The sequence below is a fragment of the Gemmatimonadota bacterium genome (genome assembly GCA_026706345.1).
In the GTDB taxonomy this organism is placed as follows: domain Bacteria; phylum JAAXHH01; class JAAXHH01; order JAAXHH01; family JAAXHH01; genus JAAXHH01.
In genome coordinates, this window is sequence record JAPOYX010000173.1 from 25,890 (window position 1) to 40,377 (window position 14,488).

A 14,488-nucleotide genomic window follows, 5' to 3' on the forward strand; every position below is an offset into this window, starting at 1 on the left:
CTTCAGGGGCTCCCCGGAGGACCCTGTAGGCCGGTCGGTCAGGATTTTACGTATGCCCCACGGTGTATGGTCCGGCCCTCGGCTGTATACTTCGTCTCGAAATTGGTCAGGTCGCCGCCCAGTTCCCTCACCCGCTCGGGGATTTCCTTCAGCGCCGTCAAACGGTCGGACGTTTCGAGCAGGGCCAGGGTCTCCTCGTAGTATTCGACGTAATCCGTGGCGAAATCGAGGGTTCCGCCCACGGCCAGCGTGCGTACGATCTCTTCGAGGAACCGGGCGTTGAACAAACGGCGTTTCCGATGACGCTTCTTCGGCCAGGGATCGGGGAAGTAGACGTGGTAGGCCGATACGGCCTCATCGGGTATGAATCTCTCCACAAAATACACGGCGTCATCCCGCAGCAGGCGGATGTTGGTAAGTTCCCGCCGCACCACCCGTTCCTTCATGATGCGGAAATACCGCAACGCTCTTTCGATGCCGATGTAATTGATACCCGGATAGGCCATGGCCGAATTGATGAGGAAACGGCCTTTGCCGCATCCGATCTCGACCTCCACGGGACTGTCGTTATCGAACAACCGGTCCCATCGGACCTGTTCCTCGTTTTCCCGTACGCGGAATTCCACGTCCCCGGCAACTGCCGCAGGTTGACGCGATTCGGAGGAAAGGGTCATTTGTTCCATTGGAAAAGCCATGAGTTACGCGGGTGGCTGACTGGACACTCCACCGGGCAAATTAGAACACCGGAGGTGCCCTGTCAAGCCATACGCCGTACCCAGAATTGGTTTGATTTTGCGCCGGCCACTGGTTATCATTAGCAGCGATCGCAACCAGTTTCTGCGCATTTGATACTTCCTGCGTCTCCGAGGCTGAGCCATGCTCGACTACCACATGCACGTAGAGAACTACTATCCCTTCGGACGGTCGCCTGATGACCGGCCCGACGGGACAGATCCCATGGAGACCATGCATATGTTTGCGGCCTCGGCGGCCGACCATGGCGTACAGGAAATAACCATCACGGAACACGTGTACCACTTCGTGCAGGCGAAGGACATCGTGGACAGGCCCTGGTCCGATGCGTTGTGTTTCTACGACATGGACTATTACGTGGAACTGCTCCAGTCCGCCCGCCGTGAGGGACTGCCCATCAAGACCGGCATCGAGATGGATTACATCGAAGGCAAGGAACCTGTAATCGAACGGATCGTCGAGGGGTATCCCTGGGATTTCGTACTGGGCTCCGTGCACTGGATCGGCGACTGGGGATTCGACCTGGCTTCCATGGCGGACGAGTGGGACCGGAGGTCGGTGGACCAGGCCTACCGGGACTACTTCCGCCTGCTGGGACAGGCCGTGCAGACCGGCTGTTTCGATTCCATGTCCCACCCGGATCTCATCAAGCTGAGGGGGCATATGCCCGAAGGCGATGTCTCGGATCTGTACGAAACCTTTGCCGAGCAGGTGAGCGGCCAGGAGGGTCTCTGCGTCGAAATCAGCTCGGCGGGCATACGAAAACCCGTGGGCCGAATCTACCCGGAACGCCCCCTGCTGGAAGCGTGCGCCCGCCGCGGAATCTCCATCACGACGGCATCCGATGCCCACTTCGTGGAGGACATCGGCAGGGATTTCGACCAGGTGAAGTCCCTTGCAAGCGCCTGCGGTTATGACGAGGCCATGTCTTTTGACCGTCGGCGCGCGACGCCGGTACCCATCGAATAGGTTTTCGCTCCAGGGAGGGACCAGATCACATGGCCATGGCCGTAGTCAAACCGCGCATCCGCGGGTTTATCTGTACCACGGCGCATCCGGCCGGATGCGCCTCGAACGTCGATTCCCAGATCCGGACCGCCCGGGCCGCCCAGGCCGGCAGGCAGGACGGCGCCGGACCGCTCCGCGTTCTGGTGATCGGCTCTTCGACCGGATACGGGCTGGCGGCGCGGATCGCGGCGGGCGTGATGTACGGCGCCGACACCGTGGGTGTGTTCTACGAACGCGAGGGAAGCGGTGCCAAAAGCGGTACGCCGGGGTTCTACAACACCGCGGTATACCACCGGTACGCACAGGAAAACACACTCGTGTCGATCAACATAAACGGCGATGCGTACGCCCACGATATCAAGCGGAAGACCCTGGCGCTTATCGAATCCAGCATGGGCCAGGTGGACGTGGTGATATACAGCCTGGCCTCTCCGAGACGCACGGATCCCGATACCGGCGAAACCTACCAGTCCGAACTCAGGCCCATTGGGGATACCTATGTCGGTAAATCCATCGACCTGAACCGGGAGATCGTCAACGAGGTCACCGTGGAACCGGCGACGGAAGAGGGCATCCGGGGGACCGTCGGCGTCATGGGTGGGGACGACCTGCACCTCTGGAGCAAAGCGCTGCTGGAAGCCGGGTTGCTGGCGGACGGCGCACGGATCATTCCCTTTTCGTACATTGGTCCCGCCCTGACCTGGGCCATATACCGGAGCGGGACCATCGGCCGCGCCAAGGAGCACCTCGAAGAAACCACGAGGGAGGTCAGCCGCCAACTGGAGTCGACCGTCGGCGGGCAGGCCGTGGTTTCGGTGAACAAGGCCGTGATTACCCAGGCATCGGCCGCGATCCCGGTCGTCCCCCTGTACATCAGCCTGCTGTACCGGATCATGCGGGAACGAGGCCTGCACGAGGATCCGATCCACCAGATGGCGCGGTTGTTCAACGACCATATCGGACCGGGTGGGATGCCGACAGTCGACGATGAGGGCCGCATCCGCCTCGATGACGTGGAACTCGAAGCGTCGATACAGCGGGAGGTCGAATCGGTCTGGCCGACGATCACGACAGACAACTTCCGCGCCCTGACCGACTACGATACCTACAAGCGGGGGTTCCGGCAGTTGTTCGGCTTCGAAGTGGACGGCGTGGCATACGACGAACCAGTAGAATTGGAAGCGGAGATATAGCGGTCGGCATTGGGCGGCGCCATGGCACCGGGCGCCGGGTTTCTCAGGGCGGATCTACATGCGCCAGACGGGTTCCTGCCCGATCCACTGGTCGCCTTCGCTGGCAACCGATCTGTACGAACTCACGATGGCGGCCGGCTATTTCGCGAACGATCGCCGGGAAAGAGCCACTTTCGAATTATTCGTACGAAACCTGCCGGCGCGGCGTTCCTGGCTCGTTGCCGCCGGGTTGCGTCAGGCTGTCGACTATCTGACAGCGCTCCGGTTTTCGGCGGACGATATCGCTCACCTGAAGTCCTTGCCGCCGTTCAAACGCATTCCGGGCGCGTTTTTCGATTTCCTGTCGTCGTTCCGGTTTTCGGGAGATGTCTGGGCCGTACCCGAAGGAACCGTGGTTTTCGCGGGTGAGCCGCTGATGCGGATCACGGCTCCGATCATCGAAGCCCAGATCGTAGAGACCTTTCTGCTGGCTACGATAAACCACCAGACTCTGGTGGCGACGAAAGCGGCGCGCATCGTCGAAGCCGCGGCGGGCAGGGAGGTCGTTGAATTCGGCAGCCGCCGGGCCCACGGCCCCGAGGCGGGCCTGCTTTCGGCGCGCGCGGCGGTCATCGGCGGGTGTATCGGGACTTCCAACGTGGAGGCGGGACGGCAGTTCGGTATCAACGTCTACGGTACCGCCGCACACTCCTGGATGATGACGTTTGAAAGCGAGATGGAGGCCTTCCGCGCCTATCATCGCGTGTTTCCCGAGAGCACCACGTTGTTGCTGGACACCTATGACCCCGTCGAAGCCGCCAGACTGGCAACCAGGATCGGTCCCACGCTGAAGGGCGTGCGTCTTGACAGCGGCGATCTGGCCGCTCAGGCCAGGCGGGTTCGGAACATCCTGGACGAGGCGGGAATGACGGAAACCAGGATCATGCTCAGCGGCGACCTGAATGAATACAAGATCGCTTCACTGGTCGACCGCGGGGTGCCCGCGGATGTCTTCGGCGTGGGTAACGAACTGGTCAATTCGCCGGACGCCCCCGCCCTGAGCGGGGTCTACAAGCTATGCGCGCTGGAATCGCCCTCAGGCACGCGGCCTGTATTCAAGCTGAGTGAGGGAAAGGTGACCCGGCCTTACGCCAAGCAGGTGTGGCGGCGGCGCGATGAAGGGGGCAGGTTCGTGGAGGACCGGGTCGCACGGGACGGCGAACCGACCGAGCCCCGGGAATGGGAACCCCTGCTCGAATGCGTGATGCGGAACGGCGGGCTTACCGGTCCGATGCCCGATCTGCCTTCGGTTCGACAGCGGGCATCATCACAGCTTGACAGCTTGCCGGACCGATACAAACGGTTGGAGGGCGGGGTGGCCTATCCCGTCCGCTTCAGTTCCCGGATTTCGACAAATCGGTAAAGGAGGACCCGTGCGTTACAAACGAGTATTGGTCAAGCTCAGCGGAGGCGCGCTTTCGGGGCAGAGTCCCTGGGGATTCGACCCTGCCGCCATCGAGTACATCGCCAGCGAGGTCATGAAACTGCACGCCGCGGGGGTCGAAGTGGGGATCGTGTCCGGAGGCGGCAACATCTTCAAGGGCGAACTGGGCCAGGACTGGGGTATCGAACGCGCGGAGGCCGACAATATCGGCATGATCGCGACCGTGATCAACAGCATGATGCTGCGCGGCGCACTGACCTCCCGCGGGGCGGCCGACGTCCGGGTCATGACGGCCATTCCCATCAATACCGTGGCCGAGCCGTACATCCGGCTCCGGGCCATACGGCACTTGGAGCACGGATGCATCGTCCTCCTGGCCGCAGGCACCGGGAATCCTTACGTGACCACGGACTATCCGTCGGTACTGCGCGCACTGGAACTCCGGACGGAAGTCCTGCTTTCGGCCAAAAACGGCACCGACGGGATCTACACGAGCGATCCGCAGGAAGATGCGGATGCCCGAAGATACAAGGTGATCAGTTACGATTCGGTCATCCAGCACGATCTCAAGGTGATGGACCAGACGGCCGTGCTGCTGGCCCGGGACAACAAACTGCCGATACATGTTTTCGACTTCAATTCCCCCGGCGCCATGGAGCGGATATGCCGGGGCGAGGACCTCGGCACCCTCATTACAAGGGGATCGGACGAATTCGCCTGACCGCAGTCGTTCCTTCATCATGATATCCAGACACCCCACAGCAGTCCTGCTGGCCTGCGGCTTCCTCTGGTCCGGCTTGGCCGACGGGAACGTCGCATCGTCCGTAAATCCCGCGGAGGCACCAGACGAAAACCGCCCTGAGGCGGCGCAAGACGAAAACCGCCCGGACGAATCGGCTGAAAACCGCCCTGAGGCGGCGCAAGATCCGCCCTTTGCGCTGGAGAACGTCTACAAGGGCGTATCCTGGGTGGGCGGCCGCCGGGAAATGCCGGAAGACGCCCTGCCGGCGGCACGGGAACTGGGCATCGAATGGCTCGCGCTCACGCCCTTCGGCTGGATGGAAAACCACAACACTCCGTCGGTACGGATGAACCGGCGCGGACGGTTCTGGGGGGAAACCGACCATGGGCTGCGGACTACGGCCAGGAAGGCGCGGGAACTGGGATTCCAGTTGATGCTCAAGCCGCACATCTGGCTGACCAGGCCCGTGGACAACGGCTGGATCGGCATGATCGATTTCGATTCGGAAGAAGAATGGCTGAAATGGGAAGCGGATTACCGGACCTTCATCCTGCACTACGCCGAACTTGCCCAGGCCGAAGACATGGCGATCCTGTGCATCGCCACCGAACTGTCCAATCCCGTACGGACCCGGCCGCATTTCTGGAAGGCGCTGATCGAGGAAATTAGGACGGTCTATTCCGGCAGGCTGACCTATGCGGCGAACTGGTACCGTGACTATGATGTGGTCGAGCTGTGGCCGCACCTTGATTACATCGGCGTAAATGCCTATTTCCCCTTGACGGACCGGTCCGGACCCGGCGTACCGGAGATCATGGCGGGGTGGAAGCCGTATATCGAAAGCATCGGCCGGTTGGCCGAAGAACACGACAAGCCCGTTCTTTTTACCGAAGTCGGCTACAAAAACGCGCCCGGGTCGACCATACGGCCCTGGGAATGGCCGCCGAGGCGGCGGCGCTGGAGCGGAGAAACAGAACAGGACAACCACCGGACCGACCAGGACGAGCAGGTCAATGCGTACGAGGCCCTGTTCAGGTCCGTCGGTCAATTGCCCTGGTTCCGGGGGTTGTTTATCTGGAAATGGTACCCCAACGCGACCCGCATTACCGTGGACAGAATTGAGTTCAGCCCGCAAAACAAGGAAGCGGAACGGGTATTGCAACGATGGTACTCGGTCCCATGAAGCTACTCCGGTTGAACATCAGGCGCCTGCTCGCTCCATGACGCCGCCGGTCCACTTCGTAAATTCACGGTGATTTCAGAGATCTGGATGAATACATGCCAAAGTACTTTCGTTACCGTTCGCTCGACGATCTGCAACAGGATATCGACCGCCTCGGATTGAACGACGAGATCCGGCTGACCGAAAACCTCGATCCGCTCTGGCGCCCCGTCCGGTTCGGCGGACGCACCATCGGGAACTCCATGGCCGTGCACCCCATGGAAGGATGCGACGGCCACCTCGACGGTTCGCCCGATGAACTCGTATACCGTCGGTGGCGGCTTTTCGGCGAGGGTGGCGCAAAACTGATCTGGGGCGAAGCGACGGCCGTGCTGGAAGAAGCCCGGGCGAATACCCGCCAGCTCTGGCTGCACGACGGCAACGCCGCGTCCTTCGAAGCGTTGCTTGCGCAGACCCGCAAGGCCCACCGGGCCGTCCATGGCCGCGATGACGATCTCCTGGTCGGGCTGCAGCTGACCCATTCGGGCCGTTACAGTTACCGGAAACCCCTCATCGCCTTTCACGATCCCGCCGCCGATCCGGTCACCCTCGTGGACAAAAAACGGAAGATTCCCGTTACGCCGGAATATCCGGTGCTGACCGATGCCGATCTCGGCCGGGTGGAGGACGCCCTCGTCGACGCCGCGGTCCTCGCCTGGAAGCTGGGCTTCGACTTCGTCGACATCAAGCAGTGCCATCGATACCTGCTCTCCGAACTGCTGGCCGCACGGCTTCGGGACGGCGCCTACGGCGGCGGTCTCGAGAACAGGACCCGGCTGGTAAGGAACGTGATCGGCCGCATCCGGGAGGAGACGAAGGACGCGTTGCTGCTGGCCAGCCGGATGAACGTCTACGACGGGATACCCTATGCCACCGACCCCGACACCGGTGCGGGTACACCCCGGTCACCCTATCCCGTTCCCTTTCTCTCCGGTTTCGGCGTGGATGTGGATGATCCCCTGAAGGAGGATCTGTCGGAACCGGTCGCGGTTGCCGGTATGCTCAGGGACGCCGGGATTCAGATGATCAACGTCACCATGGGAAGCCCCTACTACAATCCCCACGTGGGCCGGCCGGCCGAAAGGTCGCCGGTAGACGGTTACGACGCCCCGGAACATCCCCTGTTCGGCGTCGCAAGGCATTTTCGCGTGGCCGCGGCGATCAGCCAGGCGCACCCGGACCTCAATGTCGTGGGAACCGGGTACAGCTGGCTGCAGAAATACATGGTCAATGCCGGCGCGGCCAACATCCGCGATAACCGGGTGACCATCATGGGATCCGGAAGAGGCGCGCTGGCCTATCCCGATTTCGCGAAGGACGTGGCCGAGCACGGCGAAATGATCCGCAAGAAGAGTTGTATCACCGTCAGCTACTGTACGGCCCTGATGCGCGGAAAGCACAACGAACTCGGCCAGTTCGCCGTGGGGTGCGTGCCCCGGGACAAGATCTACGCGGACATCTACAAGGAGATGCTGGATACGGCGCCTGAACCATAGAGACGGCGAATCCCCGGTCCGCCAGACGGTAACGCTCAGAGCGGCCGGCATCGGCCTCCTCCTGTCGGGCGTCATCGGGTTCGGCACGCAGTACCTGGCCGATCGCGGCGGGTACGATTTCATGCTGTTCGCCCACCTGCCGTCCGGCTTCCTGGTACCCTTCCTCGCCCTCGTTCTCCTCCCCAACCTGATCTGCCGCGCCTGCTGGCCGCTGCGCGCGTTGACCCGCACCGAACTGCTGACGGTCTTCGCCATGGGCTGGGCGGCGTCCATGATGCCCGACCTGGGCGTCACCCGGTACATGGTCTCCGCCATCGCGGCGCCCGCCTACTTCGCCTCGCCGGAAAACCGGTGGGATGAACTCATCCTGCCCCACCTGCCCCACTGGGTCTACCTGAGCGATTACGAATCGGCCCGGAGATTCTACGAGGGGCTGCAGCCGGGCCAGCAGATCCCCTGGTCGGTCTGGATGACCCCCGTCCTCTGGTGGCTGTGCCTCTTCGCCGCGCTCCTGCTGATCGGCGCCTGTATCGTGGTGATCTTCCGCCGGCAGTGGATGGAGTATGAACGCCTGCGCTTCCCCATGGCCGAGGCGGCCCTGCGGCTCACCGGGGTGTCGGAAGAGCACGCGGATCAAAATTCCCAGGGCCTGTTCCGCAACCGCCTCTTTCAGGCGGGTCTCCTGCTGACTTTTTCCGCCATGGCCTGGAACTGCGCGGCATACTGGGGCGCGCTGCCCATGCTGCCCATTCATCCGGGCGCGCGGGCCACCCTGGAAATCGCGCCCTACTTTCCCGGCATACCCCTGTACCTGAATCTCTACGCGCTTTCCTTCGCCTTCTTCGCGCCGGCGGAGATCCTTTTCAGCCTCTGGTTCTTCCAGCTGTTCGGCGTGCTGGAGCAGGGACTGCTCAGCCGGTTGGGGATGTTTTCGACGAGCGGCAGCGTAGTGCAGGGAGGACTGACCGGCATGCAGTACATGGGCGGCGTGATCGTCTTCGCGGCGTGGCTGGTCTGGACCGCGAGGCGGCACCTGGCTTCGGTGTGGCGCACGGCATGGCGGCCCGCCCGGGACGAGAGCGAGGAACAGGAGTTGTTCTCCTGCCGCTGGGCCTTATTCGGGCTCGTGGGCGGATCCACTTTCGCGGTACTGTGGTTGTATAACGCCGGGCTCTCCATACCCGTGGGCATCCTCTTTCTCGTCGTCATGTTCACCTTCTACCTGGTGCTGGCCCGGGTGGTCGCCGAATCGGGGCTGGTCATGGCGGAACTCACGGTGAAGCCCAACTACTTCACGGTCGGCATGATCGGAACGGCGTCCCTGTCCATGCGCGACATCAACGTGCTCGGCATGGCCAACGGATTCGCGCGAAACTGGCGCACCTTCACCATGGTCGGATTCTCCCACATCGCCTGGCTGAAGAGCCGGATGGAAGGGCGTGGACGCGGGTTGTTCGGCTGGGTCTGCGCCGCGATCGGCATCAGCGCCGTCCTTTCGGTCGTCTCCCTGGTCCACTCAGCCCACACGGTGGGCGCCAACAACCTGTACACCCAGCCCGGCGGCCTGGGCACTTTCTTCTTCGGACGTACCATCGTCTGGGCGACGAATGCATCGCAGATCGGCGGCCTGGAAGCGCTGTTTCTCCTGTCCGGCATGTTGATCAACGGCCTGGTCATTGCCGGCCGGGCCTGGTTCACCTGGTGGCCTTTTCACCCGGTCGGCATGGCCATCGGGGACGTGGGCGGCGTGGTCCGCAACGCCTTTCTGCCGATTTTCCTCGCCTGGCTTCTGCAGATCGTGCTGATTCGGATCGGCGGCGTCCGGATGTATCGCGCCGCCCAGCCGTTTTTCACAGGCGTAATCCTCGGTTTTCTCATGGGTGTTGCCCTGTCCCTGGTGGTCGACGCGGTCTTCTTCCCGGGCACGCCCCACCGGACGGAGTGGTACTAACGCGCCGACACGTTCGCGGCGCGCACAGAATGAAAGGAGGGCGAATGAGCGAGATGGTTTCAGTCGGCGTGTCCGAAGTCGATGTAACTCCCGACTATCCGGTGCGCCTGAGCGGTTACGGCGCACGCAGGGAAGAAACGGCGAAAACCAAGTCACCCCTGTACGCCCGCGCCCTGGCAATCGGCGCGGAGCGGCCGGTTCTGCTGCTGGCCCTGGACAACTGCGGCGTGACCGCATCCATGACGGAGTCCGTCGCGCGGGAACTGCGCAGGCAGGCGGGGATTGACCGGGAACGCATCGTCCTGTGCTATACCCACACCCACAACGCGCCCATGCTGTCCGGCGCGGCTCCCATGCTGTTCAGCACGGATATTCCGGCCGCGCATCAGCGGCATATCGACCGCTACGCGGAAGAGGTGATGGAACGGCTCGTGGAGGTGGGACTGCGTGCGTTGTCGAACCGGAGACCGTCCCGGTTGAGTTACAGCGAGGGACACGCCGGGTTCGCGGTGAACCGTCGCGCGCAGATCGGCCCCGTGGATCACGTGATGCCCATGATACGGGTCGATGACCGGGACGGAAACCTGCGGGCCGTGTGGGTCAGCTATGCCTGCCACTGCACGACCTTCGGTCCCGCGGACAACTTCATGTGCGGCGACTGGGCGGGCTTCGCGGCCGACCGGATCAGCCAGAGCCAACCGGGCGCCGTTGCCCTGGTCACCATCGGGTGCGCCGCCAACGCGAATCCCTTTCCCCGCACGGGACTTTCCCTTGCCCGGCGGCACGGTGGAGATATCGCCTGGGAAGTGGACCGCCTGCTCGGCATCCCGGGCCGCCCCCTTTCGGATCGGATCCGCTGCCGTCTGGTCCACGCCTCGCTTCCTTACGACACTATCCCGTCGCGCGAGGCATGGATGGCCAAGGCGGAGGAACGAGGCGCCGAGGGATACCACGCCCGGAAGTGGATCGCCCGCATGGATAACGGCGAAGCAATCCCGGAAACGCTGAGCTACCCCGTCCAGGGCTGGTCGTTCGGCGATGAACTCGCCATCGTCTTCCTGGCGGGGGAGGTTGTCGCGGACTATGCCTTCAGGCTGCGGCGAATATACGACACCGCGAAGCTCTGGGTGGGCGCGTACGCCAACGACTTTCCAGGCTACATACCCTCCCGGCGGATCTGGAAGGAGGGAGGGTACGAAGCCGGCGACGCCACGGTGTATTTCGGACTACCCAATCGGTTCGCGGACGAAGTGGAAGAACGCGTCGTCGAGGCCGTGCAGCGGGTGATTCCGGAAACGTTCAGGCGGCCGCGCACGAACGGCGACTGACGCCTGAACGCTCCAGTCCCGGCTCTGGCTGGCCCATACGGCTCCGCGACCCCTCCTAGATGCCCTTGGGCGCTCTTGCCACGGCGTCCTCCCGCCGGGCCAATTCCTCGTGCTTCTTCGCGAAAGCAGCGCTGTGGTCGTCCTCAATCACCTCGAGATGGACCCCCGTCTCGAACCCCGGCAGGTTCCCCTTATAGAATTCGGGCTGATAGATGCTCTCGTCGGTGAATTCCCAGACGCGCTGCTTTCCCGCAAGACCGGGCCAGACGACGCGCAGGATACGCTTCTTGCTTCGGTAGCGCTGGACCGCCGTGGGCTCATCATCGTCGACGGCGTAGGTCTCGATGGCCTTCTCGTCGACCTCCACGCCGAGGCCGGGCTTGTCCGGCACCTCCATGTACCCGTCCACGACCTCGATGCGTTCGGTCAGCAGGTCGGTCTGCCAGAGTTCGTGGCAGGTGATGTAGGGCAGCTGGGCGTGGGACAGCACCGATCCGATATGGGCGGCGAAAGTGGTCGTCAACCCGGCCTGCCGCATCGTCCCCGAGGCGCCGCCGCCGATCACGAATCCGTCGCTGACCTCCGTCTGCCACACGTCGTCGCCGAAGTGCTCCACGATGGGCTTCTGAATGCGCTCCCGGAGCATCTGCGCGCCTTTGAGGTCTTTCCGCAGGTAGAAGGGGCTCTCGTACATGCCGACATTGACGCGTTGGTCGAGTTGCGACAGGATCTGTTCCGCTTTCGCCTGGGTGAGGAGGAACCCGTTGAAGTCCACGTCGAACCGGTAGTCGGCCGGGACGACTTCGCTCACTGCGTCGATCTGGGCGATGATGTCGCGCCATGGCCGCGCCTTCATCTTGAAGGACGTGTAGCCGCGCCGAAGGGACTCTTCCGCCTCTTTGACCCAGTCTTCGGGCGCCATGTCGATGTCCCACCAGGAAAGGGGGCAGCGGTCCCGCAGCTTGTTGCCGAGCAGGGCGTGCACGGGCACGCCGGCATCCTTCCCGCACAGGTCGAATGCGGCGATCTGCGGTCCGAAACCGATATCGTCGTCCCACATGATGGTCCACGGATCCCTGCCGACCAGGCCGGCGGTTTCCGAGGGGCCATGGCCGTCGGTAATGCTGACCAGGCCGTTGTCGGTCTCCAGCCGGTACACCCAGACGCGCTCGTTATGGGTGTTCGCCCGGGCCATGGCGTGATCGACGTGCGGGGCGTAGAACGGCACGTTCAGGGCCGTTCGTTCGGCGTGCGTGATCTTCATGGAATCCTCCTGGGATGATATGGGACGGTATGGTATGGACAGGCGTGGAGGTATATTACTAAGGCCGGTGCTGAAAAATGCAATCCATTTATAAACACTGGCCTTGCCTCGGTTTTTCGATCTGGTTATAATCCAATCAGGACGATTCCTGATCGCTTGCCAGAAAAAACAGAGGACATCTTGAAACTCGAAAGTCGGGTCGCTATCGTCACGGGCGGCAGTTCCGGAATTGGCCGGGGTATATCCATTGAGTTGGCCAGGGAAGGCGCCCGCGTCGTGGTCTGCGATATCGTCGAACGGCCCAGGCCAGGCAAGTTCCACGATCAGGACGTGACGACGCCTACCGTGGATGAGCTGAACGCGATGGGTTCGGAAGGACTCTTCGTACAGGCCGACGTCTCGGACGAAGCGGCCGTGAACCGCCTGGTCGACCGGACGCTGGAGGTCTTCGGAGCCCTGGACATACTGGTCAACAACGCGGGCATTTTCACCCTGGGCGACAGCCAGACGACCCCGGTCGCGACCTGGGACCGCATCATGGGCATCAATCTGCGGGCCCTGTTCCTGACCACGCGGGCGGCCGTGCCCCACTTGAAGGAATCCCGCGCGGGACGCATCATCAATATCGCTTCCGTGCACGCCTTTCACGGCGGCGGCGGACCGGCGTACGCGCCGGCCAAGGCCGGTGTAGTCAACCTCACGCGGGACACGGCGGTCGAACTGGCGTCGCATGGCATAACCGCCAACACGATCTGCCCGGGCTATATCGAAACGCCCATCCAGGACTACCTGACCGAGGCCCAGGTCGCCGAAGCGCTGGAGAAGACGCCCCTGCCCCGGCTGGGACTGCCGAAGGACATCGGCCGGGCCTGCGTTTTTTTCGCGTCGGACGACGCCGAGTGGATTACCGGCACGGCCCTGCCCGTGGACGGAGGCTGGCTGGCGCCGATCTGGTAGGGAATGAGGCGGCTCTAAGGAACTTCCGAGGCACCTATGGACAAACTCTTTGCGATAACCGGAAGCGTATCGGCGCTCCTGGGCGTGGTCGCCGGGGCCTTCGGCGCCCACGGATTGAAGGACCGGCTTTCCCCCGAAATGCTGGAGGTCTTCGAAACCGCCGTCCGGTACCAGATGTACCACGCCTTCGCCCTCCTTTTCGCGGCCTGGGCGGTTACGCGCTGGCCGGAGGCGATTCCGGCGGCGGCGGGCTGGTCGTTCATCGCGGGCACCGTGCTGTTTTCCGGCAGGTCTGTACGTGCTGAGTCTCGCAGGGATCCGGTGGCTGGGCGCCGTGCCCCCCCTGGGCGGCGTGGCCTTCATTATCGGCTGGCTTCTCCTGGCCTACGGAATTTACCGGGCCTGAAACGGAAAGAAACATGCGCATAGTAACCGGCCTTATTGCTCACGAGACGAGCACGTTCACGACCGTGGAAACCACCCGGAAGAATTACCAGGAACGGTATGGCGACCTTCGCGGCAGTAAAATCCTGTCGGCGTTCAGGGGCGCGAACAAGCCCACGGGCGGCTTCATCGAAGGCGCGGAAGCACACGGGTTCGAATTGATCCCCACGATCGTGGCCGAACCCCATCCGAGCGGTCCCACGCCTCGGGCGCTTTTCGACGAGATCGTCGACGAGATGCTGGAGGGGTTTCGCAACGCGGGGCCCATAGACGGCGTGCTGCTCGAACTGCACGGCGCCATGGTGGCCGAAGGCATCGACGACGGCGAGGGGTTCATCCTCACGGCCGTGCGCGACCTCGTGGGCGACTTGCCCATCGTAGGGCAGTTGGACATACACTCCAACGTGACCCCGCTGATGATCGAAAAGGCCGACATCCTGATCGGCCGGGAATCCTACCCCGAGGTGGACATGGCGCCCCGGGGCCGGGAGTGCGCCGACGTGCTCGTCCGGATCCTGCGGGAGGGACTGCGTCCCACCATGGCGCTGCACCAGATCCCCATGGCATGGGGCATGAACCAGGTGACTGCCCATTCGCCCATGAAGGAGGCGATTGAGTATCTGCATGAAATCGAATCGAGGCCCGGGGTCGTCTGCGGATCGATCGCCACCTGCTTCCCGCTCGCAGACATACCCCACATGGGCGCG

The 14,488-nt window shown here is 63.0% G+C and carries 12 protein-coding genes and 1 pseudogene; 11 read left to right on the forward strand and 2 right to left on the reverse strand.

From position 1 onward, the window contains the following. Positions 1 to 38 precede the first annotated feature (38 nt). Positions 39 to 683, reverse strand: a complete 645-nt coding sequence (gene trmB, locus OXG98_11635) for a tRNA (guanosine(46)-N7)-methyltransferase TrmB (protein ID MCY3772654.1) — start codon at positions 681 to 683, stop codon at positions 39 to 41. Positions 684 to 876: 193 nt separating this feature from the next. Here trmB and OXG98_11640 point away from each other — a divergent pair, with 193 nt between their 5' ends. The 8 genes from OXG98_11640 to OXG98_11675 all read left to right on the forward strand — a co-directional run bounded on the left by OXG98_11640 (position 877) and on the right by OXG98_11675 (position 11,116). Beyond that, entirely contained in the window at positions 877 to 1,722 is an 846-nt protein-coding gene (locus OXG98_11640) for a histidinol-phosphatase HisJ family protein (GenBank protein ID MCY3772655.1), read from the forward strand. Positions 1,723 to 1,751: 29 nt separating this feature from the next. Next, positions 1,752 to 2,954 carry a trans-2-enoyl-CoA reductase family protein gene (locus OXG98_11645; GenBank protein ID MCY3772656.1) on the forward strand — a complete coding sequence of 401 codons (1,203 nt, stop codon included), beginning with the start codon at positions 1,752 to 1,754 and terminating at the stop codon, positions 2,952 to 2,954. Between the two features lie 58 nt (positions 2,955 to 3,012). After that, on the forward strand, positions 3,013 to 4,356 hold the full coding sequence (locus tag OXG98_11650; protein ID MCY3772657.1) for a nicotinate phosphoribosyltransferase: 1,344 nt from the start codon (positions 3,013 to 3,015) through the stop codon (positions 4,354 to 4,356). Positions 4,357 to 4,366: 10 nt separating this feature from the next. Beyond that, a complete protein-coding gene (gene pyrH, locus OXG98_11655) occupies positions 4,367 to 5,098 on the forward strand; it encodes a UMP kinase (protein ID MCY3772658.1) in 732 nt (243 codons plus the stop codon). Positions 5,099 to 5,117: 19 nt separating this feature from the next. Further along, positions 5,118 to 6,302: a hypothetical protein gene (locus OXG98_11660; GenBank protein ID MCY3772659.1), complete on the forward strand. Its 1,185-nt coding sequence runs from the start codon at positions 5,118 to 5,120 to the stop codon at positions 6,300 to 6,302. A 95-nt stretch (positions 6,303 to 6,397) separates the two neighbouring features. Next, on the forward strand, positions 6,398 to 7,837 hold the full coding sequence (locus OXG98_11665) for an NADH:flavin oxidoreductase (protein MCY3772660.1): 1,440 nt from the start codon (positions 6,398 to 6,400) through the stop codon (positions 7,835 to 7,837). A 121-nt stretch (positions 7,838 to 7,958) separates the two neighbouring features. Beyond that, the gene (locus OXG98_11670; protein MCY3772661.1) at positions 7,959 to 9,788 is read left to right on the forward strand and encodes a hypothetical protein; all 1,830 of its coding nucleotides are present in this window, start codon (positions 7,959 to 7,961) and stop codon (positions 9,786 to 9,788) included. 44 nt (positions 9,789 to 9,832) lie between these two features. Then, positions 9,833 to 11,116: a neutral/alkaline non-lysosomal ceramidase N-terminal domain-containing protein gene (locus OXG98_11675; GenBank protein MCY3772662.1), complete on the forward strand. Its 1,284-nt coding sequence runs from the start codon at positions 9,833 to 9,835 to the stop codon at positions 11,114 to 11,116. A 55-nt stretch (positions 11,117 to 11,171) separates the two neighbouring features. Here the strand turns inward: OXG98_11675 and OXG98_11680 are convergent, their stop codons facing one another. Next, complete coding sequence (locus OXG98_11680) at positions 11,172 to 12,380, reverse strand: hypothetical protein (GenBank protein MCY3772663.1); 1,209 nt, start codon at positions 12,378 to 12,380, stop codon at positions 11,172 to 11,174. A gap of 180 nt (positions 12,381 to 12,560) precedes the next feature. On the opposite strand from OXG98_11680, the gene OXG98_11685 reads away from it, so the two are divergent. The 3 genes and pseudogenes from OXG98_11685 to OXG98_11695 all read left to right on the forward strand — a co-directional run. Then, entirely contained in the window at positions 12,561 to 13,337 is a 777-nt protein-coding gene (locus tag OXG98_11685; protein MCY3772664.1) for a glucose 1-dehydrogenase, read from the forward strand. A gap of 36 nt (positions 13,338 to 13,373) precedes the next feature. After that, positions 13,374 to 13,743: pseudogene (locus OXG98_11690) on the forward strand (DUF423 domain-containing protein). A 13-nt stretch (positions 13,744 to 13,756) separates the two neighbouring features. Continuing rightward, a partial coding sequence (locus tag OXG98_11695) for a M81 family metallopeptidase (GenBank protein ID MCY3772665.1) occupies positions 13,757 to 14,488 on the forward strand: 732 nt, incomplete at its 3' end.

What these genes read in the sequence shown, in the direction of transcription:
- trmB (MCY3772654.1), bottom strand. Translation starts at nt 683, where the DNA reads ATGGAACAAATGACCCTTTCCTCCGAATCGCGTCAACCTGCGGCAGTT.
- OXG98_11665 (MCY3772660.1), top strand. Translation starts at nt 6,398, where the DNA reads ATGCCAAAGTACTTTCGTTACCGTTCGCTCGACGATCTGCAACAGGAT.
- OXG98_11640 (MCY3772655.1), top strand. Translation starts at nt 877, where the DNA reads ATGCTCGACTACCACATGCACGTAGAGAACTACTATCCCTTCGGACGG.
- OXG98_11660 (MCY3772659.1), top strand. Translation starts at nt 5,118, where the DNA reads ATGATATCCAGACACCCCACAGCAGTCCTGCTGGCCTGCGGCTTCCTC.
- OXG98_11675 (MCY3772662.1), top strand. Translation starts at nt 9,833, where the DNA reads ATGAGCGAGATGGTTTCAGTCGGCGTGTCCGAAGTCGATGTAACTCCC.
- OXG98_11670 (MCY3772661.1), top strand. Translation starts at nt 7,959, where the DNA reads ATGCTGTTCGCCCACCTGCCGTCCGGCTTCCTGGTACCCTTCCTCGCC.
- OXG98_11645 (MCY3772656.1), top strand. Translation starts at nt 1,752, where the DNA reads ATGGCCATGGCCGTAGTCAAACCGCGCATCCGCGGGTTTATCTGTACC.
- OXG98_11680 (MCY3772663.1), bottom strand. Translation starts at nt 12,380, where the DNA reads ATGAAGATCACGCACGCCGAACGAACGGCCCTGAACGTGCCGTTCTAC.
- OXG98_11650 (MCY3772657.1), top strand. Translation starts at nt 3,013, where the DNA reads ATGCGCCAGACGGGTTCCTGCCCGATCCACTGGTCGCCTTCGCTGGCA.